We start from the raw sequence: 23978 nt of genomic DNA on the forward strand, positions 1-23978 counted from the left end.
AAGCCGTGCTTTTAACAGCACGGCTTTTTTCATTTATACTTCGAGCAGCCTGTCCCTTTTTTTCAGAAAAGATGCCCTCCAGCTTTCTGACAGTGCCTCTTCCCTTAATATCTCTTCGATCGCAGACAGATTATGTTTACCACGATAGTTCACTTCGTTCGCATACCAAACGGAAATGCCTTCTTTCCCCCTGGACAACCGTTTCAGCTCAGGACGGGGATCGACGCGCCCTTCTTCAAGCACTCTGAAATAAAAGCCGGTAAAGCCCGTTTTCTGGACTTGGAGCACCATGTCCTTTATTTCATATTTCAGCGCGAGCTTGACACAAGGCTGGCGCGGCTGGCTCACTTGGACAACCGCTTCGCCCAGCTGAAACACATCACCGATCCACACGTCTTGCTCTGGCAGCCCTTTTACCGTTACATTCTCGCCAAATGCGGCAGCCGGGAGTTTTCTCCCCAAGGCGTTTTCCCAATAGGGGTAATGCTCGGCCGGATACACACAAACCGCTTTATCAGGACCGCCGTGATGCTTCAGATCAGCTTGTCCGTCCCCTTCAAAATGCGTTTTCAACAGCATCACGGGCGAGGCCGCTGGACGCTTGACGATGCCGGATTCGACTTGTTTGCCGGCGAATTCATGAAGCTCGGGTTTTCCGAGATTGATAGATAATACAGAGTAAGAAACAGGCCGCATCTCATTCACATCCTTTGCGAAAATAAAAAGCTTTCTTTATCATAGTAAGAAAAAGGTGGTTTTTCCATGCTTCAATATCGTATGATTGCAGACGGCCGGGTTCAGGGCGTAGGTTTTCGATATTTCGTACAGATGGAAGCTGACAAACAAAAGTTAGCCGGCTGGGTCAAAAACCTCGATGACGGACGTGTCGAAATATTGGCTGAAGGTCCTGAAGAATCGTTAAAAACCTTTGTCAAGGCAGTCAGAAAAGGGAGCCCCTTCTCTAACGTCACAAACGTAACGGTCACAGAATCACGCAGCCTCGAAGGATACCGCACCTTTACCATCAGTTACTGATAAGGTTTATCCTGATAAAAATAATTCGGTTTCACAATCGTATTGTCATATGATTTGTGGAAGATGTGGGTGGAGGCCGGCGAGATCGGCGGAATCAGCCAGGTCCAGTCTCCCGTCAGTTTTCTGCCCGCGTCTTCCTCCTGTTCTTCAAAACGCTTAAATTGATTTGCCGCCGTATGATGATCCACGATACTGACTCCGTGCTTCTTATATGAATACAGCACCGCCTTGTTCAGCTCCACAAGAGCCTGATCCTTCCACAGATCGGTATTCAAGTCTGATGAAATCCCTATAACTGAAGCGATTTTTTTCAGCATATCGTATCGTTTTTCATCGGCGAGATTCCGCGCGCCGATTTCGGTTCCCATGTACCAGCCGTTAAAAGGCGCAGCGTTGTAAACCAATCCGCCGATTTCCAGCTTCATATCAGCGATGATCGGCACGCCGTACCACTTTAAATTCAGATCAGCGATGGCTTCGATTTCCGGATGTGTGATCGGCACTTCTTTCACGAGTGACTGAGGCAGCTCATACCAAACAGGCTGCTCGTCCCCTTTCATCCGGAAAATCAGCGGCAAAATGTCAAAATCAGTCCGTTTTCCGCGCCAGCCGAGCTTTTCACAAACAGCAGTCAGCACGGCCGAAGCAGGGTCGCCGATTCTCCCCTCTTCCGTCTCGTACCCCGCATAGCGGATCAGCTGATGATTCCAAATTTCAACCTGTTTTTCGCCATGGCGTTCAGGGGGAAAAATAGTAATCGTCGGTTTTATTTTCCCGCCGTTTGTGGCGGTTTCAATGTGTTCGAATAAGGCGTCACGCACCTCTTCTTTCGTCTTCACGCCGCGTTTGTCAATAACATTCAGCGATTGCCAAAACAAACGTCCGATACAGCGGTTGCTGTTCCGCCATGCCATTTTTGCCCCGTGTGCAAGTTCTTCCGGCGTATGAACATAACTTCCCGTCCGTACTATTTCATCTTTAACCGCGTGAAGGCGCGTATTAATCTGCGATTCTATTCCCAGCTCCTGATAGCAAACGTCTATAAACGCCTTTGCCTCATTCCAGAGTAATTCCGTATGTTTCAAAAAAACTCTCTCCTTCAATTGACATCTGCTTTTCATTGTACCGTTTTTAGGAGTGAACACAATGGTTTTTTTGTATCATACTGGAAAGATATTAGAAAAACACCTGTGATAAACGCAGGTGGTTTTACAAAACAGATGCAAGATTTTTTGCTAATGTAAGCAATTCCTCACGGTAGTTTTTTCCCGTCATCGGTATGCCGTGCCCTGTAAGGAGCGCTTCCGGCTTGAGCTCCGCCAGCTTCTGAATAGAAGCTGCCGCCGTCTTCGTATCTATGGTGAAGTAGGCTGGAGGCCCGTAGTGACAACGTCTGCAAGCGATTCCTGTTCGACTGTGATCACGGCATCGCCGGCAAGCAGGACACGGTCCTTCTCTCGAAATAACGAAATATGGCCGGGGGTATACACCCATTTCCACTCTTTCAGAAACGGGACAGATCCGTCTGGGGACAGCGTTTGAACATTTGGATCTGAATCGCATGGCGCGGAAAAAGCGGCGACAGCTTTGCGACAAGTCCCTTTTTAGCGTCCGGCTTGGCAGGCGGATAATCCGCTTTCCCCGTGACATAAGGCCGCTCCTTCTCATGAATGTACACCGGCACATCCCAAAGCTTCAGCAGCTCTTCCATAGCCCCGACATGGTCAAAATGGCCGTGTGTCAGAATGATGGCTTTCAGCTGATAATCGCTGCCGAACAGCCGTTTTGCTTCTTTTGTTATCATATCCGCAGATTGCGGCATTCCCGCGTCAACCAAGATCACTTCATTGGGAGCAGCGGGGTTTTGAATAAAATAGACATTCGCAATTTGCACGGTCAGCCCGTGAACACCTTCTGCGGCTTGAAAACCGGCGCCGCTTCTGGCCGAAAAGAGCGGCATAAACGGATCACTCATCATGGCACCTCCTATGATGCCTTTAGTGTGTGACGAACCGCTTGTTTTATGTTAAAAAATCGTGATCGAACCGATGATAAGCGCACACGCCGTCATCACAATTACGGCGAGAACCGCCCATTTCATCGCAAATTTCTGATGCTCGTCAATGGATACCCCGACAAGCCCGCATAATAAATGCGTAGACGGCACGAGCGGACTGAGCATATGAATCGGCTGGCCGATAATAGAAGCCCTCGCAATCTCCACCTTGTCTACACCGTATGCCACGGCTGTTTCTGACAAAATGGGAAGCACGCCGTAAAAATACGCGTCATTCGGCATCAGAAAGGTGAAGATGCCGCTCGTTAAGGCCACAATCGCCGGAATAAATCCGCCCATTTGCTCCGGAATGAGCGATACGAGTGAAATGGCCATTTCATCAACCATCTTTGTTCCCGTTAAAATTCCGGTAAACACACCTGCCGCAAAAATCATGGAACCGATCGCCAGCACATTGCTGGAATGGGCTGATATGCGTTCCCTTTGATCAGTAAGCTTCGGATAATTCACAATCAGCGCGACACAAAATGCAATCAAAAAGAGCACCGTCAAATTTACTTTTCCGGAAACTAAAAACCCGACTAAAGAAAGCGTTAACAATAAATTGAACCACCATAATTTCGGCCGCTTCCATTCACCCTCCACTGCCGCTGCGGTTTCATTTGTATGCGACGGCTTCTTCAGTTCAATGACCCCAAGGCGTTTCCGTTCAGCCCTTCCAAGCACATAAGCAACCGCGATCATGCATATTATGCCGCTGGCAATGACCGGAAGCATCGGCCCTGTCAGCTCAGCCGGGTCCACCCCAAGCGCACTCGCCGCGCGCGGCGTCGCTCCGCCCCATGGAATCGTATTCATGATCCCCATGCCGACGCCGGCGATTCCCGCTAAAATGATCGGACGGATTCCGAGCATTAAGTATAGAGGCAGCATTGCGCTTGTGGTGATCATATACGTCGTTGAGCCGTCGCCGTCGAGCGCGACAAGCATTGTCAGCACGGCGGTCCCGACAACAATTTTTAACGGATCGCCTTTAACAAGCTTTAAAATACGGGCAACCATCGGATCAAATAAACCGGTATCAATCATAATGCCGAAATAAAGAATTGCAAACATAATCATGACTGCAATCGGCGCAACCTGTTCAATACCTGAGATCATCATCTCGCCGACACGATGAAATGAAAATCCGGCGATTAATGCAAAGATGATCGGTGTCAATACAAGCGCCGTTAAAACCGAGAGCCGTTTTGTCATGATCAGGACCATAAAGACAACCATCATAAGAAAGCCTAAGATTGCTAACACAGTATATCCCCCTTATTATGAATACGCTTACATTCCAAAGGCCCGATTCCCCTTTATCCTGCCTTTTTGTCATCTTATGAAATTTAGATATTGAAGTAAATATTTTGGGTTTTAAAGATTTTTAATTTTTTATAACCTTTTTGTTCTTTTTGTTCATTCCCAAATGAAAAAAGCATTCCGCTTGCAATGCGAATGCTCATTTTTCACTGCTCATCATTTCTTTATAAAACTCCGTTTGCTCCTCTAAAAAATGTTTTGCTTCGCTGCTGTTTTTATAAAAGCTTTCCCAATCCTCCCTTTTCATCCTTTGCTTCCACTCTGCCGATGAGGCAACCTTTTTAAAAGCCTGATCCCAATAGGCTATTTCACCTTCTGTCATCCCTTTCGGCCCCATGATGCCTCGCCAGTGTGCGAAGACAAACGGCACCCCCTGTTCTTTCCATGTCGGAATATCGCTAAAGCCGGAGAGCCTTTTGTCAGATGTGACGGCAGCTAACGTGATATCGCCTTTTTTAGAGGAGTCTCTTGCTTCTGAGATCGTCATTGAAGCGGCATCTATGTCGTGCCTGATGAGCGCTTTAATGACATCTTTACTGCTTCCGTATTGAAAAAAGCGGATATCAAACGCAGAAATGCCAGCCATTTCTGCGGCTCTGGCAAAGGAAAGCTGATCATCATTTCCAAGCCCCGGCGCAAAGCCGATTCTTACGGCGCCGGGATGTTTCTTAATTTCATCCAGCAGCTGTTTTCCGCTTTTGAACTTTGAATCTTTCGGAAGCGCGACAGTCTGCCATTCCTTTGCAATAATTGCTAATGGTGTAAAATCGGCGGCCTTCAGCCGGCTCTGTCCCAGAATTTCATTGCTCAAAAGCAGGCTTGAGTTCATACTGACAATATTGGTTTTTCGTTCGTTTACATACTTCCAGCCGATGTCGCCGCCCCCGCCCGGCTTGTAGACGATCCTTACCGGCCGGCCTAACATATCTTCGTGCTCGATTACCGATTGCACGGCTTTTGCCGTTGCGTCCCATCCCCCTTGGGGATCAGCCGGAACGACAATCTCAATCGGCCCGTCGGCTAAATGGATGCTTGCGGTTTTTCGTCCGTCAAAAGAGACCAGCGCCATTATCATGATGAGAAGCAATCCCAACCGCTTCATTTCTCCCATCCCTTACTCATTTGCTAAATAATACTTCCGTTCCGGCCTGCCGATAATGCCGTACTCCAATTCCGCGAGCGCTTCTTCTTGGGAAACGAGGAACTCGGCGTAACGCCGCGCCGTTGTCCGGGACGCCCCCATTTTTTCGCCCAGCTCTTCGGCCGTCATCCCTTTTTGAGCCGTGCGGAGCGCTTCTTTTATTTTCTGAAGTGTGATCGAATTAATCCCTGTGGGCAGATCATGGAGCTGCTTTTGTTCTTTTGCGTCACTCCCGAAATACAGATCAACAACGGACTGGCTCAGCTCCGTTTGCGAGAGAAGCCATTTTCTTTTCTCACGATATTGCAGGAGCACTTGTGTAAATTTATGTGCCGAGACCGGTTTAATCAAATAATGAGAAATGCCAGATCTGAGTGCTTCTTGCAGCAGCCGGGTTTCGGTCGCCGCGGTTACCACGATAATATCAACGGCAGGAAACCGGCGGCGGATCAGCGGAAGCAAAGCGGTGCCCAGCTCGTCAGGCATATAAATGTCCAAAAGCAGCAGATCCGGCTGCTGTTTCTCAAGTAACGACATAGTGTCTTTGGCGTTTACGGCTTTTCCGATAACACTGAATCCATCGAGATGTTCGATAAATTTTTCATGGATTTGCGCTATTCGAAAGTCGTCCTCCGCAATCGCGATGTTAATCACATGGATTCCCCCTTGTGCCTTTCTTTCGGTATAAACACTGTAAATACTGCACCGCCGCTTTTTTGATTCGAAATTTCAATCCATCCTTGCAATTCATTAACGGCTTCCTTCAGGTTGGCTAAACCGTAACCCCTCTTCGTCCCCTTTGAAGAGTACCCTTTTTGAAAAATGGTTTGTATTTTATCCTGCGGCACGCCGTCACCTGAGTCGGATACTTCTATGACGATATCCCTGCCGATATCGGTAATGAAAAAGGAGACCTTTCTCACCTTTTTATCAGCGACGGCTTCGAATGCGTTATCGATTACATTTCCGATGATGGTAATGAGCTGGGAAGAGCCTACATGCTTTGGCAGCGATTCCAAAAAGCTGTTTTCATCAATGGACAGCTGAACTTTTTTCTCAGAGGCCTTTCCCATTTTTCCTAATAATATGGCTTGGACCCGCTGTGAATGAATGTTTTGAAACAGGATTTCATGCTGCTCATTTTGAATGGCGTACTCTTCCTTGATCAGCTCAATGGCTTCTTCGTATTCCCCAAGCTCCAGCAGACCAAGTATGGCATAAAGCTTATTCGAAAATTCATGCGTTTGCGCACGCAGATCCTCTGAGTATTTTTTCATCTCAGTCAGCTTGCCGATCAGTTTCTTCAGCTCTGTTTTTTCACGGAAGCTTATGACCGCCCCATAATCTTGTCCGGCCTGTCTCATTTCTTTGATGTTCAATATCAATACTTTATCACCGACACGCACCTCCTGATTCGGAGCCGCTTCTCCCCCGGCCAAAACCGGCAACAGCTTTGCGTCAGGCATGATCTCTTCTATATGACGGCCGATCAGCGGCATGGGAAGATCCAGCATGCCGGCGGCCGATAAATTCATCATCGTTACCGCCCCGTCTTTGTTTACGGCGATAATGCCTTCTTTTATGGCAAGAAGCATCGCATTACGCTCTCTGTACAGCGATGCAATTTCATGCGGTTCAAGGCCGAGTGTATCTTTGCGGATACTTTTTGCGAGCGCAGCCGCTCCCCCGATTCCGATGAGGAGCACCAAACATGCAAAATAGCTTAAGTTCCAAAGATGCTCCTTGATTCCTTTTTCAATTTCATCTTGTAAAAATTCGACCGTTACCGTTCCGACGACTTCGTTATGATCCTGTTCTTCCAAAATAACCGGCGCGCTTCCCCTCACAGCCTTCATCCCGTCTGATACGGGTGATCCGCCGAACATGACGGTTTTATTTTGCAGCTTTTCATTCCCGTCAGGAATGCTGCTGCGGGCCGAATGAAATGTAATGTTTCCCTTTTGATCAGTGATATAGACGGCATGCGCGCCTGCCTGCTCTTTCATTTGTTCTATTACGTCTAATTTTTGAAAAGCATTTTTATCCGCAAGCTGAAAGGCCTCTTTTACAGGCGGCATGTATGAAATGGTTTTGGCCGTTTGTACCGCCAGCTGTTCAGCCTGTTTTTGGCCCTCGTTTAATTGCTGAAAGGCAAAAATGACAGTAAGAGTACCGATAACAAGTATTAATAAAGCCGCGATTAAACCGGCGATTTTCATTTGCAGAGAGACATAAAACCGCTTCTCTTCTATCACAGCACCAGCCGTCCTTTCTTCCTAAAATGATACCATTTTTTAAACGTTTTTTCTCATTTTTAAGAATCTTCGTGATCTTTTTCTCTTGTGATTTTTCAAAAGAGTGTTGAAAGGTATATTTTTACTTTAGGAATAAAACTGATTATTTCAACTGGAATCACCTAGGCTGATATCAATATGTACCCATCAAAAAAGACTGAACAAAGTCAGTCTTAAGAAGAATTTCTATGAAGATGGACATCCTCACTCAAGTAATCGTAACCCCGGCACTTGCGTATCCTGCTACTGTGTTAATAAGAGAAAGACCTGTCGCAGTTGCTGAAAACACCATTAACAACCGGGTTTGCGGTGTTACCGATATATTTAATCCTGTCGTGATTCCGTTGCTGATGGTGCCTATAGATAATATACCGGTGAGAGGAGGAGATAAGGTGACGGCCGCTCCGGGAATGGGTGTGAACGTATTGTTCGGAACAGTGGAACTATATAATTGTGCCGTTATTGTGACCGTCGAACCGACTAGTGATAAAGCTGCGGTGGTACTGAAATATCCGGCGATTGAGGTAATCGTTCCGCTCCTCGGAGCTGAAAACGCAAAGTTAAGAAGCGTCCCTCCGGCTCCGGTAAGGTCGATTGCACCTCCCCCTCCGACAGAAACCCCTGTTACGGAGTTTCCGAAACCGACAAGACTGACAGTCCCGATTAATCCGCCGGCAATGGTTGTCAAGGCGGTAGGAAGGCCCGATGCATACGGGATGATTGCCCCTGATCCGGTGGCTCCCGTGGCTCCGGTTGTTCCGGTTACACCAGTGGATCCCGTGGCTCCTCTTGCATGATAATGATGTGGATGACAGCACGGACACCATCTTTCATGACTGCAAGAGTTTCCGCAACAGCATCCTTCACAGCAATGTGCTCGATTACGGTAACTGCACCTTTGATTTCTTCTTTCATTTTGAGAATGATAGCAACAATCATTACAATGCCGGCAGTCGCAATCCCAAGAATCGTGTCTGTTATACCAACTGTCTCCTTTTCTTATTAACCACCTCTTCTTGCATAATTTTTTCACAAAGAAAAATGGTGTGGCAAAATCCCTATTCCAATGTTTGAATTTTTAACTGGTCTTAAGGTTGCATGCTGCACAGCATTTAAAGAAAAAAAGACCTAACCATGCATAAGTCAGGCCTTTCACCTTCAAAATATCAGTCTGCTATTTTCATAAGCTTGTCGGAAAATGAATGCTGTTAAAATCGATATTGAGAGCTGTTGCTGTTGTTTCTCTTCCCCGGAGGTCCTTATACACAATTAGGAGAGCAAAGTGCAGGATACTTTTCTGCAGAGACAGGGGTTTTATCACTTTCTATGTGAGAATAGCTATCAGAATTTTTTTCATTATATCTATGCGAATGCTCTTTGTACCTGCTCTTCACATGACGACTCATATATTTATAATGAGAGCTTTGCCCATTGAACGGATTGTTTCGTTTCGTACTCATAAAATCACCTCATACCTTATGGTACTCAGGCGGTTTATACATTGTGAATGCATCAATCTCTTCGTTCAAAAAAAAAAAGGCAGACCGCGTCTGCCTTTTTCTTCTTACCACAAACCTAATACTTTCCACCATAAACCGCCGATCACAAGCCATGTGATGATATGGACGATCGACAGAATAAATCCGATGGACCACCATTTGCTTTGCGATACATAGCCCGCTCCGAAAAAGACCGGAGCCGCTCCTGAGCCGTAATGCGTCGTTGAACCGAAAAGGTTGCTGAAAAACGCCAGGCTGAGCGCTGCCAAAAGCGGCGGAGCGCCTGCCGCCACGATCACAGCTAAAAATGCTGCATACATGGCACTGATATGTGCGGTTGCACTCGCAAAGAAGTAGTGGGTGTAATAATACACAATGATTAAAATCATAAATGCCACAATCCATGAGAAACCGGAAACGGAAGATTTCATCATATTGCTGAACCAGGACACCATGCCGAGCTCATTCAGGAAATTCGCCAGCATCACAAGCGCCGCAAACCAAGTCAGCGTATCCCATGCGCCTTGTTCTTTTTTGATGTCCTCCCAAGTTAATACCTGAGACAAAAGCAATACGGATAAACCGATTAAAGCCGTTGTCGTCGCGTCGATATTAAAGTTTCCTCCGAAAATCCAAAGCACCAAAACCAATAAAAAGACGATGACCATGGACAGCTCGGATTTTTTAAAAGGGCCCATTTCTTTCAGTTTCTCTGTTGCGATTTTGGCCGCATCCGGTGTTTCTTTAATTTCCGGCGGATACAGCTTGTAAATCACAAGCGGCGTAATAATTAAGCTCACCAATCCCGGTACAATTGCCGCAATAGCCCAGCTTGTCCATGTGATGTCCACCCCTGCGACATCGTGGGCCAGCTTTGCGATCAGCGGGTTTGCCGCCATTGCCGTTAAAAACATGGCAGACGTGATCAAGTTCCCTTGAAAACCGGTTTTTAATAAGAAAGCTCCGATTTTCCGTTCTGTTCCGTTTGCCGGTGTTGATCCGAATGTTTCGGATAATGATCTGATAATAGGAAAAATAATGCCGCCCGCCCGTGCCGTGTTGCTCGGAATGGCAGGTGATAAAATTAAATCACTGAAAAGCAGTGAGTAAGAAAGCCCGAGTGTTTTCTTCCCGAACTTTTGTACGAATACGTAAGAAATTCTGGCGCCCAGTCCGGTTTTAATAAATCCCCGGGAAATAAAAAAGGCGATGACAATCAGCCAGATTGTTTTGTTTCCAAAGCCGCTTAACGTATTTTCGATTGATAACGTTCCCGTTAACGCGGTAACTGCCAATGCAAAAACAGCAATTGCGCCCATTGGCAAGGGCTTGGAGATAAAGCCGATAATTGTTGCGACAAAAATAGCGAACAAATGCCATGCTTTAGGTTCAAGTCCGGACGGCGCGGGAATAAACCAAATGATTAATCCCACAGCAACAGTAATAAGTAAAGGAATTAATTTCACTGCCTGCTGTTTTTTTGCGTCTTTTTCTGAAGCCATTACAGGTCTCCTCCTATTTTGTTAACTTCCATCCCCTATCCCATTTTACTACTTAACTAAGTTAATAAACGTTTTTGTTAATTAAAAAACAAAAAGGAATATTTTCCTTTGTGTTTCTTGTTTCTTATTTTAGTTTACCCGCACCCGCTTGAGATATAACATCTGATTTCACATTTGCAGCTGAACCGATTGAGCCGTGCAGTGACGGTGCCCAACCGACAAACTGGCTTAATCCGTTGGCGGCTGACGCGTTAATCGCTGCGCCGTTCAAAAGGGTGCCGTCTTCATGAAGCGCTTTTCCGCCGCTGAAGACGCTGATTGTTTTATTGGCAGATAGTCCCGGAACTTCAAAAGCGTTATTCTGGGCGTGAATTTTTGACGAATGGCCTACGCCCCATGCATAGCTGAAGGGATATGCAGCGCTTTTGCTGCCTTCGTAAAAATTATTATAAATATGAACCTGACCGAATCGGACCCGCGGTGCGCGCTGGACGATGTTCTGGTAATAGTTATGGTGAATGGTCACCTTTAATTTTCCGTCATCTGACGTCTTGCTGTCACTATTTCCGATGACGGAGCCTTTATCATGGTCATTATATTTATTATAGGACAGTGTAATATAGTTCGCCCCGTTGGATATATCCGTCTGGCCGTCATGGTGCTGATATTTTCGTCCGTAATAGTGGGGAAAACCGCTGTCGGGATTCGATCCGTCATTAAATGTACAATGGTCTATCCAGATGTGCGTGGCACCGTTAATGGTGATATTGTCATATTCCGAATTCCAGTTGCCGCTGTCGCCGTCAGTCGGGTCCCATTGCGGAAAATAATCATAAGCGTCTTGAAATTCAATGTTGCGGATGATGACATTATCGACTCCGCTTTTTATATTAAAATTCCCGCCTGTCACCTTGGCATTTGAGCCTGAACCGATGATGGTCGTATTTGAAGGAATGTCAATCACGACTCTTGCCTTCTGGTTTTTTTTGTGATCGCTTTCTGGCATCTTCCTGAGTGCCTGACGGCGCTTTTTTCCCCCATTTGTCCGGATCGTACGCTTTCAGGTAGGCATTGAAATCATAAGCCGCATCTTTATATTCGTTAAAACCAAGCGCTTTGTTATGATCATCCGTATTCAGATTGATTGTACCTTGTATGTAAATAATTTTCGGCGTGCTGTTGGCGCTTCCCCCTAATGCAGAAACAAGCTGTTGTCTGTTTGTTACAGTATACACATTGGATGAAGAGGCTTTCGCACCGCCGGTTGTTCCGCCGGCATAAGCTCCCCAGCCGTCATTTGATCCTAACGTCTGCCGGTCCGGATCAGCGGCATGGACACCCGCAGGAATCATACATAAACAAACCGCCAGCATAAAAAGCATTTTTTTCATGAATTGTGTTCCCCCCAAGCTTCCTTGTAAAAGCTTATTCCAATTTATTGCAATCGAATTGTACCAAATAACATTGAAATCATCACCGAAAACTTACTGAAATTGAATTTCGATTTTATTGCGGTTACCGCAATAAAATCCCCACAAATTGAGACTTTTTCTCTTCTGAAACCGATTTCATGAATGTTATTGCAGCATATTTCCAACCGCAAACCTTGCCAAATGTAAATTTCGTTTTTTGCGGAAACCGCAAAAAAATCCCAAGGGATAGAAAAACCCCTTGGGATTGGATCAGCTTACGCCCATGATTTTACTTTTTCATTATCCGTTACGAAGAGAAGCACTTTTCCTTCATCTAGGCGCTTTTCAAATTGAGACGCTTCCTCTTCTGAAAAGCCGATTTCGTGCATTTTATTGCGAAGCTCGTCGCCTTTTTTATTAAACATGTTGCCGACCGCGTGTTTAATGCCTGTTTCTTTAGCGCCGATGGTGTTGACGTCAGTGTTGTCAGCCAGGCGTTCCGTTCTGTCATCATCGTGAGAAAGCACATATACATCCTCTTTTGCGACACCCAATTGCTGCAGCTCTTTCACATCCTGCATCAGCTTTTGATCATTTGTATATTCTCTTACTACCGGTTTCATTGTAAGTCCTCCCTTATGTTTTGTATATTAGGTGTTTACCCGCTCCGTCATTAATCAAACAGGAGAAAGAGAGTTCCGTTAAAAAACGGGCAGATTGTCAGTGGATATTTGTCTTCAGGACATGTTACAGTTGAGGAAGCAATTTTTATCAGAAAAATAAAATTTCTCACGCGCTAATCAAGCAGGAGGTGGTTCCCTATCCAATATTTTTCACCGGAACAGCAATTCAACGCTTGGGTTGTGAGTGATTTAGTGAAACAGGTATTCCGCCGGCAGACCCTCTGTCCTGATGGCGTACAGGAGCTTGCAGACTTTGCTGAGGAAACCTTTCATATTAATATTGACTTTGTTTTCTCGATTATTATGAATATTGGTGATATCGAATTCGTTCTTCCGAATGAAATCCAAGGAAAACTGTCAGCCTATCTGGCCGCGCTCCGTCCTTTTATCACCCTTGATATGCTCGATTCTTCAAAGGCAAACGCCTACGCGTATTTAGAACATGAGAAATACACCGATGTCTATCAATTATTTCTATAAATTTTTCGGTTAAAACCATTGCCTGATGATAGATCATGACCATGACAGCTTTGCATACGAATCATTAGGAAGCTCTCTGAAGCTTCTTTTTTATGTAATAAAAAACCAGCTGTTATGGCAGGGATGGATGATTCTCTTTAAGTAATGAGTAAACATTCGTGTCATGGCTCATACCGTTCTGATTCATATATCCCCTTAAGACACCTTCCATTTGAAACCCCATCTTAGTTAATAATTTGTGAGAGGGAGCATTATCAAGGAATACAACAGCGCCTATTCGACATAATTTCATAACTTCAAACCCATAAGAAAGAACGTTCGACACCGCTTCAAAAGCATATCCGTTCCTCCAATACTCCGGGTGGATCTCATAGCCTGCTTGAGCCCTTCTATGCTTAGGCACCCAAGCATGAAAACCAACTGTACCTATTATTCCTTCAGCATCTTTTCTTCCAATCCCCCACCGTATTCCTCTTTTTTCGTTAAACTGATGTTTAAACAGTTCGGCCAATTTTTCAGCTTGCTCAATTGATTCAAAAAGTTCTTGTCCATAATAGCGTGTTACATCTGAATTTGAAAAACATGCGAAAATCTGTTCCGCATCATCTTTTTCTATTTCTCTTAATATCAGTCTTTCAGTTTCTAATGATGGAAACATGTAACCTTCACCTTTTACACATATTAACAAATTATCACCCTTCTTTTCATGTCTCCAGACGGTTTATTTTTTGTATTCCGAAAACGATCCATGTTACATTTGGGGTAAATACACGTTTTGACAGGAGGATGCAGTATGCCAGAAACCCAACAGCAAATTCAATTGGCAAGACGGCCTGAAGGCGTTCCCGTTCATGACGATTTCCGTTTTGAAACCATTTCCGTCCCTGAACCGAAAGACGGCGAAGTGCTTGTAAAAACGCTTTATGTCTCTGTTGATCCGTATATGCGCGGTCGTATGCAGGATACAAAATCATATGTCGAACCGTTTGCCTTAAATGAGGCTTTAACAGGCGGCGTCATTGCAGAGGTCATCTCAGACGGCGCCAAGCTGAAAAAAGGCGATGTTGTCATAGGAACTCTTGCTTGGCAGGAGTATTCAGCAGTCAGTGAGTCCGCCCTCCGCAAAGTTGACACCGGCATCGCGCCGGCTCAAGCGTATCTCGGTATTTTAGGGCTGACCGGATTAACCGCTTACTTCGGCCTTTTGGACATCGGCCGTCCGAAAAAGGGAGAAACCGTTGTCGTTTCAGGCGTTGCCGGAGCCGTCGGATCAGCTGTCGGGCAGATCGCCAAAATAAAAGGCGCGAAGGTCGTCGGCATTGCCGGCTCTGATGAAAAAATTTCATATTTAAAAAATGAGCTGCAGTTTGATGAAGCCATCAATTATAAAACCGCGGAGGATATTCAAAAAGCGCTGGCTCACGCTTGTCCTGACGGGGTCGATGTATATTTTGACAATGTCGGCGGGCCGATTTCAGATGCGGTCATGAACCTTTTGAACGACTTTGCCCGCATCCCGGTTTGCGGAGCCATTTCTTCCTACAATGCCAAAAGCGAAGCTGATTAAATCAAAAGCGCTCATGCAAGGATTTATCGCAAGTGATTACTCAGACCGCTTTTCTGAAGGCGCAAAGCAATTAGCTGAATGGCTGAAGGACGGAAAGCTGCATGATGAAGAAACGGTGACAGAAGGCTTCAGCAATATTCCCGACGCGTTCCTCGGCTTATTTAAAGGAGAAAATAAAGGCAAGCAGCTTATCAAAGTATAATAAAAAACGGAGGGCAGTGCGCCCCCCGTTTTTTATTTCTCCGATAGCTTTCCGCCTGAATAGACAGCCTCGTTCAGCTCAATTCCGAGTGATTTGGCCATTTTTTTCAGTTTGGATTCTTCCATCGGCGTAACAAGGCTGAGTACGGTTCCTTTTTTGCCCGCTCGTCCCGTCCGGCCCGATCTGTGAATATACCCGTCTTCATTCGGAATGTCCGCGTGAATGACATACGGGAGATCGTCAATGTCAAGGCCGCGCGCTGCGATGTCTGTCGCCAAAAGCAACGGAAATTCACCCTGTTCAAACGCTGATAAAATGCTGGCCCGCTCCATTTTTTTCGCTTCTCCATGCAAAATGCCGAGATCGACGTGGTGATAGGTTAGCTTTTCCGCATACACGCTTAAATTCCCGATATCTCTGACAAACACGAGCGCCTGCATGCCGTTAAGCCGTGACAGCTTTTGCAGAAGCTTGACCTTATCCCGCTGATCGCAAACGATATACTGATGCTTGACCTGCCCTTTTTCTGCCGTATTCCGTTCAACCTTCAGCACGGCCGGTTCATGGGCGATATCTTTGAGCACCTCTTCTGTGTCTTGTTTTAACGTGGCTGAGAAGCATAAAAGCTGGCGATCCTTCAGCGTTGTTTTAATGATGTTTTTCATCGTCTCCCTATGCTCTGGCGTGACGAGCTGGTCGGCTTCATCAAGGACGATCGTCTTGACCTCATGCATTTTCAGCTTTTTCGCCCGGATTAATTCAAACACCCTGCCCGGTGTCCCCACAATGATGTGAGGTTTATTTTTGAGCTTTTCCACCTGCTTCTTCACGTTTGCCCCGCCGATTAAAGACAAAGCCCGCAGCTCTGAACCTTTTTTCCAATCTTGAATCACTTGAAAAATCTGCATGACAAGCTCGCGTGAAGGCGCTAAAATAACGGCTTGCGGATGCTTTTGCTCCGGATTGATCCGTTCCAAAACCGGAAGTGTATACGCCAAAGTTTTTCCCGTTCCCGTCGGGGACTCGGCGATGACGTCCTTTTCCTCCATGATCACCTGTGCCGCTTTTTCCTGAATGGCGGTCGGCTCCTGAAAACCTGATGCTTCCCAGTTTTCGGTGATGAATGATTGTGTATGTTGTAAAAATGGCCAAGTTTGCGTCATGTCGTTCTCCTCAATTCTTAAAATCTACTCCATAGTATCTCAAATGCGCGCTGCAAACGCAATTTTCTTTTTCCTTCCAAGCCTTTTAACAAACGGCTTCCTCCTTTATAATCATAAATGAGAAATACACGTGACATCAGCGTGTTCGATAACGATAGAGGTGTAAAAATGAGTATTTTATCTGTTAAGGATTTAAGCCACGGTTTCGGTGACCGCGCGCTTTTCAACAATGTATCGTTCCGTCTTTTAAAAAGGGAACACGTCGGCTTAATCGGCGCAAACGGCGAAGGAAAATCAACGTTTATGAATATTATTACCGGAAAACTTGAGCCTGATGAGGGAAAAGTCGAATGGTCAAAAAACGTCCGCGTCGGCTATCTTGACCAGCATACTGTGCTTGAAAAGGGCAAAACGATCCGCGACGTTCTGAAAGACGCGTTCCATTACTTGTTTGCCATGGAAGCGGAAATGAATGAGATTTACAACAAAATGGGCGAAGCAGACCCCGATGAGCTTGAGCAATTGCTTGAAGAAGTCGGTGTCATTCAGGATGCCCTGACGAATAACGACTTTTATGTCATCGACAGTAAAGTGGAGGAAATCGCCCGGGGCCTGGGTTTACACGAAGTCGGGCTTGACCGTGACGTCACCGATTTAAGCGGAGGCCAGCGCACGAAGGTGCTTCTCGCCAAGCTTCTTTTGGAAAAACCGGAAATTCTGCTGTTGGATGAACCGACCAACTACCTTGATGAACAGCACATTGAATGGCTGAAACGCTATTTGCAGGAATACGAAAACGCGTTTATCTTAATTTCTCACGACATTCCGTTTTTAAACAGCGTCATCAATCTGATTTATCATGTTGAAAATCAGGAGCTGACCCGTTATGTCGGGGATTATCATCAGTTCATGGAAGTATATGAAGTGAAAAAACAGCAACTTGAAGCCGCCTACAAAAAACAGCAGCAGGAAGTGGCTGAGCTGAAGGATTTCGTCGCCCGCAACAAAGCGCGCGTCAGCACGAGAAACATGGCGATGTCCCGCCAGAAGAAGCTTGATAAGATGGATATGATTGAGCTGGCGGCGGAAAAACCGAAGCCCGAATTCCATTTCAAGCCTGCGAGAACTTCAGGCAAGCTCATTTTTGAAACGAAGGAATTAGTCATCGGCTACGATGCCCCGCTTTCCCGGCCGCTGAACCTCAGAATGGAGCGCGGCCAGAAAATCGCCCTGTACGGCGCAAACGGCATCGGGAAAACGACGCTGTTAAAGAGCCTGCTCGGGGAAATCCAGCCGCTTGGAGGCACGGTCGAACGAGGCGAGCATCAATACACGGGTTATTTCGAGCAGGAAGTGAAAGAGACAAACAACAATACGTGCATCGAAGAGGTATGGAGTGAATTTCCTTCCTTTACCCAATATGAAATCCGCGCCGCTCTTGCAAAATGCGGATTGACGACAAAACACATTGAAAGCCGCGTCTCTGTCCTCAGCGGCGGAGAAAAAGCAAAGGTCAGACTATGCAAGCTGATCAATTCAGAAACAAACCTGCTTGTGCTTGACGAACCGACAAACCACTTGGATGTCGATGCGAAAGAAGAGCTGAAACGCGCACTGAAAGAATATAAAGGCTCCATTCTGCTCATCTCCCACGAACCGGACTTCTACATGGACATCGCGACGGAAACGTGGAACTGTGAATCTTGGACGACGAAAGTGCTATAAACACATGAAAACCCGCCCTGCTTAAAGGGCGGGTTTTTTACTGCGGCTTATTCCGTTTATAAAAAAGAAACCCCCGCTCTGCGGAAGTTCCTTTTTTTCTTAATGTCCGGCTTTTATTCCGGCAAGGTGCTTGCGTCCCGTAAGCAGGACAAGCATACCGGCCAGCACGACAACGCCTCCGACGAGGTACGGTGTGTGGGCTGTAAAGTGTTCTGACAGCATTCCTGCAATCCACGGCGCAATCGCTCCGCCGATGAAGCGGACAGAGCTGTAGGCTGAAGATGCGATGGAGCGCTCGACAGGGGCTGAACCCATGACGGCCGTAGTCATAATCGTATTGACCATACCGAGCACCGCGCCGGCGACGACAATGCAGGTAATGATAAGCACCATGTGCTCCGTCCAGATGCCCATTATCATTAAAATCGCAGCAAAAGCGATAAATAAGACGACGAGCGAGCGGACGGTGCCGAGTGCTTTATGCAAGGCCGGCGCTGTAAATACAGACGTGATGGCAAGCAATAATCCCCAGCCGAAAAAGACATAACCGAGTCCGTGTTCATCCAAATCAAGCACAAATGGTGAATACGCAAGTAAAATAAAGAATCCGAAGTTGTATAAAAACGCGGATACCGCCATGGTCAGCAGGCCTTTATATTTCAGCGCCTTCATTGCGTCAAACACACCGACGCGCTTAGCCGGCTTAGGGATTTTCGGCAGCATCAAAGAAATCGCGCATAAGGCGATAAACATTAAGACGGAAACGCCGAAAAACGGAGCGCGCCATGACATGCTGCCCAATTCGCCGCCTAACAGAGGTCCTACAGAAATACCGAGTCCAAGCGCCGCCTCATACAAAATAATGGCGTTCGCGCTTCCTCCGACAGATACGCCGACGATGACGGCAAGCGCGGTTGAAATAAAGAGGGCGTTCCCCAGTCCCCAGCCGCCGCGATAGCCGACAAGCTGAGCAATCGAGCCTGAGCTTCCGCCAAGCCCCGCAAACACAATGATAAAAATAAGTCCGAGAAGCAGCGTCCATTTCGCACCGATCCGGCTTGAAATCGCGCCGGAAAAAAACATCATAAATCCGGTGACGAGCAAATAACTTGTAAATAACAGAGATACTTCACTAGGTGAAGCATGCAGCTGTGCGGCGATTGCCGGAAGAATCGGATCGACCAGGCCGATTCCCATAAACGAAATTACACAGGCAAAAGCGACAGCCCAGACTGCTTTCGGCTGGCTCAGCAAACCTGTTTTCTGATTGACTTCTGGTGATTTATCCATTTTATCAGACCTCCAATTTGATCCATTAAAAGAAACGCTATACACATAGCGTTTGCAGCAGCATCATTCGATTGATTGAATCGCACGATCAGCTTTGTCTTTCATCCCGTGAAGGCGCTCTTTAAAACTTTGGAATGTGCTGATTTTCTCATCAATCATATCGAGCTGGTGATTCAAAGCGTGCTGAATCTCTTCCAGCTTTTCTTTCCGTTCCTTCGGATCCAGTGACAACAAGTACCCCTCTTTGTTTAATTCCAGCTGACGGCTCATCTCCATAAACTGCTGAAGCTCCTGAAGTGAAAAACCGAGCACCTCTTTTGTGCTGGTGACTTTTTCAAGCTCCTCCATGTCATCTTCAGAGTAAAGCCGCACGCCGCCTTCTGTCCGTTTAGGAGCAGGAATTAAACCAATCTCCTCGTAAAAACGAATGGTTCGTTTTGTCAATCCGCTTCTTTTGGCAACTTGATCAATCTTCATCCATTCCAAGGTGAATCCCCCTCTTGTCGTATCTGTTATCATTATACACCATTTGAACCTTAACGTAAACGTAAACTTTTGGAATAAAAAAATGCCGGTATGTCCCTGGCTTAGGTCATACCGGCTCCTTTTAATTCTCGAGCTCTTCAATCATCAGTGACAATTCGGTCCAGCGTTCCATTGCCGCTTCAAGTTCTTCAGACGTTTTAGCCTGCTCCGCCATCAGTTCTTGAATCTTTCCGAAATCGCTTCCCGCTTCGGCGATTTCCGCTTCCAGACGCTCATGCTTTTCTTCAAGTCCGGCAATCTTGTCTTCGATGCCGTCCCATTCAATCTGATCCTTGTAAGAAAGCTTTTTACGCTTTTTCTTCGTTTCTTCCTCAGTTTTTTTCTCTTCAGCGGGCTGTTTTTCCGCCGTTTTCTTCGTTTTCATTTCTTCCATAAATTCGCTGTACGAACCTTGGAAACGGGAAATGATGCCTTGTCCTTCAAACACGATCAGGCGGTCGACGACGCGGTCAAGGAAGTAGCGGTCATGGGATACTGTAATGACGACGCCCGGGAACTGGCCGATATAATCTTCAAGCACGCTTAATGTCTCTGTGTCCAGATCATTGGTCGGCTCATCTAAAAACAGCACATTCGGCTCCTGCATCAAAACGTTCAGCAAGTACAGACGCCGTTTTTCCCCGCCTGACAGCTTTCTGATATACGTCTGCTGCATCGGTCGCGGGAACAGAAATCGTTCGAGCATTTGTTCCGCGGTGATGATATCGCCTTCGGCCGTTTTGACGATTTCTGCGGTTTCTTTTATATACTCAATGACTTTCATGTCACCGTTCATTTCACTATGGTCTTGGGTGTAGTAGCCGATTCTTACCGTCTGCCCGATGATGATGCGGCCGATGTCAGGCTCAATCCGCCCGGCGAGGCTGTTTAAGAGCGTTGTTTTTCCGATGCCGTTCGGCCCGATGATGCCGATTCGTTCTCCCGGTATGACAAGCTCGTTAAATTGGCTGATGAGCGCTTGTCCGTTATAGGTTATCGTCACGTTCTCGGCTTCAATCACCTGTTTGCCGAGACGGTGGGAGCCTATTGCAAAGTCGAGTGAACCGGATACGGCGGGCCCTTTTTGCTCCTTAAGCGCCTCCGCTCTGTCCACTCTCGCTTTTTGTTTCGTCGAGCGCGCCTTTGCGCCTCGTCTGAGCCAAGCCAGTTCGCGGCGCAGCAGGTTTTGGCGCTTTGTTTCCTTTTGTTCGGCCAGCGCTTCCCGCTCGGCGCGTTTTTCCAAAAATACTTCATAGTTTCCTTTATACGTATAAAGGCTTCCTCTCTCAAGCTCATAAATTCTGTTCGTTACCCGGTTTAAAAAATATCTGTCGTGCGTCACGAGCATGACGGCGCCGGGATATTGCGATAAATACCCTTCCAGCCATTCAATCGTTTCATTGTCCAAATGGTTTGTCGGTTCGTCCAAAATGAGCAGATCAGCAGGCTGAATGACATTTTTGGCAATAGCAGCCCGCTTTTTCTGGCCTCCGGACAGCTCGCTGACATTCTTCATCAAGTCTGTGACGCCAAGCTTGGTTAAGACCGTTTTGGCTAACGTATTTGCCTCCCACGCGTTGTTTGCATCCATCTTGCCTTGCGCATCAAGCAGATTTTTCTGGCGTTTTTCATTTTCCGGCTCTTCATTCAGCGCCTGAAGCGCTTTTTCATATTCTCTCAGCGTTCTCATGACCGCAGAATCGCCTGAGTAAATGTGCTCGAGCACGGTTTGTCCGGCCGGAAGCTCCGGGTCCTGATGCAAAAATTCAATATGCACGCTGCCCGATGCCGTAATGGTGCCTTCTTCGGTTGATTCAAGGCCGGCAATGGTTTTCAGAAGCGTTGACTTGCCCGTTCCGTTCGGGCCGATTAAACCGATTCTTTCATTTTCTTCAATATGAAAGGAGATATGGTCGAATAATGTCTTATCTCCGTATGTTTTATAAAGGTTTTCCGCTTTTATGATGCTCATGGTTCCTATCAATCCTCACGTAAGTTCATGTGTTCATTTTAAATCAGGCGCTGGAATAAAACTAGTAAAAGGACAGACAAATTTCTTGAAGAAGATCATTTTGTCCGAAGAATGTTTGCGTGTCTCCTTCTATACACTGGAGGGGAAGAGGTGATGACATGATCAGCATCAGTTTGTGCGTAATTGTGAAAAACGAAGAAGAAGTGCTGGCAGGCTGCCTTGATTCTGTCAAAGATATTGCAGACGAAATCGTGATTGTCGATACTGGATCGCTTGATCAGACAAAGGAGATCGCATCCCGATATACGGATAAGATTTACGACTTTGAGTGGATCGACCATTTTGCGGCAGCCCGCAATTTTGCTTTTTCAAAGGCAGAAATGGAATATATCCTCTGGCTGGACGCTGACGACATCTTCTTAGAAGAAGACCGCAGAAAGCTGATTGAGCTGAAAGCGTCACTTTCTAAAGACGTTGATGCGGTGTCGATGTATTACCATGTCGGCTTTGATGCACGGGGAGAGGTCAATTTTAAGTATCGCCGGAACCGATTGGTCAAGCGGGACATCGGTTTTCGCTGGATCGGAGCGGTACATGAGTATCTTGAGGTATACGGGAACATCATGGAAACCGATATCGCCGTCACACACCGGAAATCTGACAAAAAGCACTCGCCGCCCTCAGACCGCAATTTAAACATTTATGAAAAAATGGCGGAAAACAGCGAAACGATGACGCCGCGCGATTTATTTTATTTTGCGAATGAATTAAAAGACCACGGCCAATATCAGCGCGCTATTACGTATTACCACCATTTCCTCTCAACAAAGCAGTGCTGGATTGAAGATGAAATCAGAACGTGCCAATACTTATCCGATTGCTACAAGGCGGTCGGGCATGAAGAAGCGGCCCTTACGTCTCTATTAAAAGCGTTTCTGATTGATTGCCCTCGGCCGGAGTTTTGCTGCAGGCTCGGCGACTACTTTACGGAGAAACAGCAATATCCGCAAGGCGCATTTTGGTATGAGCTCGCTCTTTCAGCCAAAAGCAACGATACAAGCTTCACTCAGGTCGAGTTCTCCACCTGGTATCCTCATTTACAGCTATGCGTCTGCCATTGGCAGCTCGGCGACAGAGAAAAAGCGAAGTATCATAATGACAAAGCGGCTTCCTACAATCCGTCGCATCCGAGTGTGCTTTATAACCAAGGCGTGCTGGGCGGATAATAAAAGGAGCTGTCCCCGCATTCGGAGACAGCTCCTTTCTCCATTATGTATTCGTATGTGTACCCTTCGGCATGATGGATGAAACGCATATAGTAAGGATTGAATATCCCTACTATCTTTTTATCTTAAATTTCAACGAGAAGCATCCCCTGATACGATAAGAACGTACATATAAAGCCAATTGAAGATGAAACAACAGACGAAGAACATAAAACATTCTATATTGAATGCTTTTTATCTTTATCATCATTTGGTGATGCACCAGAGCGTGTCAATAAGCGGTCTAATACTTTTCCAGTAAACGGCATAAAGCAATTAAGAATTAGCTCCCCTAAACAAACGGTTAATAAAGTTCCAACCCCTATTGGTCCATTAAAAATCATTGCCATTATCAAGAATACGAGGTAAATGAATGTTCTCGAAAAAAATATATTTGTTCTAGTTAACTCTTGGATGATTAATGTTAATCGGTCAACTGGAATCGGCGCAAAATTTGTGTGTAAATATGTTGCCGTTCCTAATCCGATAACAACTAAACCGGCTCCAAAACAAACAGCTTTGCTGCACCACAGTTCAGGTGTTATGAAATTGTGCAATAGAAAAAGCCACATATCAATACCAATCCCCGTTATAAATGCTGTTAACATCCCCAAAACTTCTGGTCTTTGCCTTTTTAAAAATGAATTACAACAGATCAATATGAAAGCTATTATGATTTCCCAACTTCCCACAGTAAGTCCCGCATTTTGGGACAGTCCTACCACAACTGCATCAAAAGGTGAAGTTCCAAGTTCTGATTGGATCGTGAAAGAAATACCAAGGGTTAATATTAAAATTCCTAAAACATAAAAAACATATTTCACTTTACTCACCTCTTTAT

20 protein-coding genes and 3 pseudogenes are annotated in these 23978 nt (G+C 46.1%); 5 read left to right on the forward strand and 18 right to left on the reverse strand.

Going from position 1 to position 23978, the window contains the following annotated elements; genetic code table 11:
* Nucleotides 1–33: 33 nt before the first annotated feature.
* The gene (locus tag AXI59_RS02740) at nucleotides 34–696 is read right to left on the reverse strand and encodes an MOSC domain-containing protein (protein ID WP_061527314.1); all 663 of its coding nucleotides are present in this window, start codon (nucleotides 694–696) and stop codon (nucleotides 34–36) included.
* 66 nt (nucleotides 697–762) lie between these two features.
* Between AXI59_RS02740 and AXI59_RS02745 the strand changes: the two genes are divergently transcribed.
* Complete coding sequence (locus AXI59_RS02745) at nucleotides 763–1035, forward strand: acylphosphatase (protein ID WP_061520298.1); 273 nt, start codon at nucleotides 763–765, stop codon at nucleotides 1033–1035.
* On the opposite strand, the gene nosA is transcribed toward AXI59_RS02745, so the two are convergent.
* The 11 genes and pseudogenes from nosA to AXI59_RS02795 all read right to left on the reverse strand — a co-directional run bounded on the left by nosA (nucleotide 1029) and on the right by AXI59_RS02795 (nucleotide 12888).
* Entirely contained in the window at nucleotides 1029–2156 is a 1128-nt protein-coding gene (gene nosA / locus AXI59_RS02750) for a nitric oxide synthase (protein WP_373688993.1), read from the reverse strand. The genes AXI59_RS02745 and nosA overlap by 7 nt on opposite strands.
* Nucleotides 2157–2244: 88 nt before the next feature.
* Nucleotides 2245–3010 (reverse strand): annotated as a pseudogene (locus AXI59_RS02755) (MBL fold metallo-hydrolase).
* A gap of 51 nt (nucleotides 3011–3061) precedes the next feature.
* Nucleotides 3062–4360, reverse strand: coding sequence for an Mg(2+)/citrate complex secondary transporter CitM (locus AXI59_RS02760; RefSeq protein WP_061527315.1), 1299 nt, complete (start codon nucleotides 4358–4360; stop codon nucleotides 3062–3064).
* A 196-nt stretch (nucleotides 4361–4556) separates the two neighbouring features.
* Entirely contained in the window at nucleotides 4557–5519 is a 963-nt protein-coding gene (locus AXI59_RS02765; protein ID WP_061527345.1) for a tripartite tricarboxylate transporter substrate binding protein, read from the reverse strand.
* A gap of 12 nt (nucleotides 5520–5531) precedes the next feature.
* Nucleotides 5532–6212: a response regulator gene (locus AXI59_RS02770; RefSeq protein ID WP_061527316.1), complete on the reverse strand. Its 681-nt coding sequence runs from the start codon at nucleotides 6210–6212 to the stop codon at nucleotides 5532–5534.
* Nucleotides 6209–7813 (reverse strand): sensor histidine kinase, encoded by a 1605-nt coding sequence (locus AXI59_RS02775; protein WP_061527317.1) that lies wholly within the window; start codon nucleotides 7811–7813, stop codon nucleotides 6209–6211. Before AXI59_RS02775 ends, AXI59_RS02770 begins: the two co-directional genes overlap by 4 nt.
* A 247-nt stretch (nucleotides 7814–8060) precedes the next feature.
* The gene (locus tag AXI59_RS19095) at nucleotides 8061–8540 is read right to left on the reverse strand and encodes an exosporium glycoprotein BclB-related protein (protein ID WP_276203555.1); all 480 of its coding nucleotides are present in this window, start codon (nucleotides 8538–8540) and stop codon (nucleotides 8061–8063) included.
* 74 nt (nucleotides 8541–8614) lie between these two features.
* On the reverse strand, nucleotides 8615–8791 hold the full coding sequence (locus AXI59_RS19935; protein WP_167348356.1) for a hypothetical protein: 177 nt from the start codon (nucleotides 8789–8791) through the stop codon (nucleotides 8615–8617).
* 625 nt (nucleotides 8792–9416) lie between these two features.
* Nucleotides 9417–10853 carry an anion permease gene (locus tag AXI59_RS02785; RefSeq protein WP_061520294.1) on the reverse strand — a complete coding sequence of 479 codons (1437 nt, stop codon included), beginning with the start codon at nucleotides 10851–10853 and terminating at the stop codon, nucleotides 9417–9419.
* Between the two features lie 124 nt (nucleotides 10854–10977).
* Nucleotides 10978–12244 (reverse strand): annotated as a pseudogene (locus tag AXI59_RS02790) (pectate lyase).
* Between the two features lie 296 nt (nucleotides 12245–12540).
* The gene (locus AXI59_RS02795) at nucleotides 12541–12888 is read right to left on the reverse strand and encodes a YflT domain-containing protein (protein WP_061527319.1); all 348 of its coding nucleotides are present in this window, start codon (nucleotides 12886–12888) and stop codon (nucleotides 12541–12543) included.
* A gap of 198 nt (nucleotides 12889–13086) precedes the next feature.
* On the opposite strand from AXI59_RS02795, the gene AXI59_RS02800 reads away from it, so the two are divergent.
* The gene (locus AXI59_RS02800) at nucleotides 13087–13428 is read left to right on the forward strand and encodes a DUF3212 family protein (RefSeq protein WP_061520291.1); all 342 of its coding nucleotides are present in this window, start codon (nucleotides 13087–13089) and stop codon (nucleotides 13426–13428) included.
* A gap of 112 nt (nucleotides 13429–13540) precedes the next feature.
* Here AXI59_RS02800 and AXI59_RS02805 read toward each other — a convergent pair whose 3' ends face one another.
* Complete coding sequence (locus AXI59_RS02805) at nucleotides 13541–14086, reverse strand: GNAT family N-acetyltransferase (protein ID WP_061527346.1); 546 nt, start codon at nucleotides 14084–14086, stop codon at nucleotides 13541–13543.
* Nucleotides 14087–14221: 135 nt separating this feature from the next.
* Between AXI59_RS02805 and AXI59_RS02810 the strand changes: the two are divergent.
* Nucleotides 14222–15197: pseudogene (locus AXI59_RS02810) on the forward strand (NADP-dependent oxidoreductase).
* A 32-nt stretch (nucleotides 15198–15229) separates the two neighbouring features.
* On the opposite strand, the gene AXI59_RS02815 reads toward AXI59_RS02810, so the two are convergent.
* Nucleotides 15230–16360: a DEAD/DEAH box helicase gene (locus AXI59_RS02815; protein WP_061527320.1), complete on the reverse strand. Its 1131-nt coding sequence runs from the start codon at nucleotides 16358–16360 to the stop codon at nucleotides 15230–15232.
* A gap of 168 nt (nucleotides 16361–16528) precedes the next feature.
* Here AXI59_RS02815 and AXI59_RS02820 point away from each other — a divergent pair, with 168 nt between their 5' ends.
* Nucleotides 16529–18085 (forward strand): ABC-F family ATP-binding cassette domain-containing protein, encoded by a 1557-nt coding sequence (locus tag AXI59_RS02820; RefSeq protein ID WP_061527321.1) that lies wholly within the window; start codon nucleotides 16529–16531, stop codon nucleotides 18083–18085.
* Nucleotides 18086–18184: 99 nt separating this feature from the next.
* Here AXI59_RS02820 and AXI59_RS02825 read toward each other — a convergent pair whose 3' ends face one another.
* The 3 genes from AXI59_RS02825 to AXI59_RS02835 all read right to left on the reverse strand — a co-directional run bounded on the left by AXI59_RS02825 (nucleotide 18185) and on the right by AXI59_RS02835 (nucleotide 21872).
* Nucleotides 18185–19375, reverse strand: a complete 1191-nt coding sequence (locus AXI59_RS02825) for an MFS transporter (protein ID WP_061527322.1) — start codon at nucleotides 19373–19375, stop codon at nucleotides 18185–18187.
* Nucleotides 19376–19438: 63 nt separating this feature from the next.
* Nucleotides 19439–19861: a MerR family transcriptional regulator gene (locus AXI59_RS02830; RefSeq protein WP_061527323.1), complete on the reverse strand. Its 423-nt coding sequence runs from the start codon at nucleotides 19859–19861 to the stop codon at nucleotides 19439–19441.
* 121 nt (nucleotides 19862–19982) lie between these two features.
* Nucleotides 19983–21872 (reverse strand): ABC-F family ATP-binding cassette domain-containing protein, encoded by a 1890-nt coding sequence (locus tag AXI59_RS02835; protein ID WP_061527324.1) that lies wholly within the window; start codon nucleotides 21870–21872, stop codon nucleotides 19983–19985.
* A gap of 158 nt (nucleotides 21873–22030) precedes the next feature.
* Here AXI59_RS02835 and AXI59_RS02840 point away from each other — a divergent pair, with 158 nt between their 5' ends.
* Nucleotides 22031–23098, forward strand: coding sequence for a glycosyltransferase (locus AXI59_RS02840; RefSeq protein ID WP_061527325.1), 1068 nt, complete (start codon nucleotides 22031–22033; stop codon nucleotides 23096–23098).
* Nucleotides 23099–23316: 218 nt separating this feature from the next.
* On the opposite strand, the gene AXI59_RS02845 is transcribed toward AXI59_RS02840, so the two are convergent.
* On the reverse strand, nucleotides 23317–23961 hold the full coding sequence (locus AXI59_RS02845) for a YczE/YyaS/YitT family protein (RefSeq protein WP_061527326.1): 645 nt from the start codon (nucleotides 23959–23961) through the stop codon (nucleotides 23317–23319).
* Nucleotides 23962–23978 lie beyond the last annotated feature (17 nt).

It is taken from the genome of Bacillus nakamurai, from assembly GCF_001584325.1.
Taxonomy (GTDB): domain Bacteria; phylum Bacillota; class Bacilli; order Bacillales; family Bacillaceae; genus Bacillus; species Bacillus nakamurai.